The organism is Alcanivorax sp. HI0044, from assembly GCF_001634945.1.
In genome coordinates this window covers 1-913 of sequence record NZ_LWEZ01000849.1, presented here as the reverse complement: position 1 = coordinate 913, position 913 = coordinate 1, and the positions used below count along the sequence as shown (strand labels likewise).

At 59.3% G+C, this 913-nt stretch carries 2 protein-coding genes; both read right to left on the bottom strand.

Features of this window, described 5'->3' with window-relative positions:
• On the bottom strand, positions 1 to 356 hold a 356-nt coding region (locus A3730_RS09995; protein ID WP_156501128.1), incomplete at its 3' end, for an ATP-binding cassette domain-containing protein.
• The coding region (locus tag A3730_RS09990) for a branched-chain amino acid ABC transporter permease (protein WP_197477415.1) at positions 353 to 913 on the bottom strand (561 nt) is incomplete at its 5' end. The genes A3730_RS09995 and A3730_RS09990, both read right to left, overlap by 4 nt.

The window sequence follows — 913 nt, the reverse complement described above, 5'->3', positions numbered from 1 at the left end:
GGCAGGAACAACAGCTCTTCGAACCAGAGGGTATTACGGCGACAGTGACGACCGATCAACAGGTTCTGCAGTACCGAAGAGTGATCAAACAATTCGATGTTCTGGAAGGTCCGGGCGATACCCAGCCCGGCCACGTCATGGGCCGGCAGGCGGGTAATGTCCTGACCATTGAAAACGATCTGGCCGGCACTGGGTTCATACAGGCGGCTGATCAGATTGAAGATGGTGGACTTGCCCGCCCCGTTAGGGCCAACCAGGGTAAAGACTTCGCCGGCTTCCACGTCGAAGCTGACACCGTCCACCGCTTTAACGCCCCCGAAGGAGATGGAGAGATCCTTGACCTGTAACAGACTCATCGTTGGCGCTCCGTTTTCAGGTAGGTTCGGGTACGGCGGAACATGCCCTTGCGATACAGCGGGAACAGCTGCAACCAGGTACGCACCTTGAACCAGACGCCATACAGCCCCCGCGGCTCATAAATCACCATGAGCAGAATCAACAGCGCGAACAGGGCCGTGTCCATGCCCGGATAGGCCGCGATCTTGATGCCCGCCGCGTTATCCAGATAATCCCGGGCAATGGCAATGACCTGCGGCAGCAGCACCACCACGATGGCACCGAAAAAGGCCCCATGAACCGAACCCAGGCCACCGATCACCACCTGCAGCAGCAGGGTAATGGAGATCAGCACCAGGAAACTTTCATAGTTCACCGCCTGGGCCAGATGCCCATAAAGCGCCCCCGCCAGACCGGTAATGGCACAGGACAGGCTGAACGCCAGGGTTTTGGCCCGGGTCACATTCACCCCCAGAGCGCGGGCAGACACTTCANTGTCGCGCACCGCCAGGAAAGAGCGNNCGGAACCACNGCGCAGCAGGTTCAGATAGCCCAGCGTCACCAGTACCAACACCGC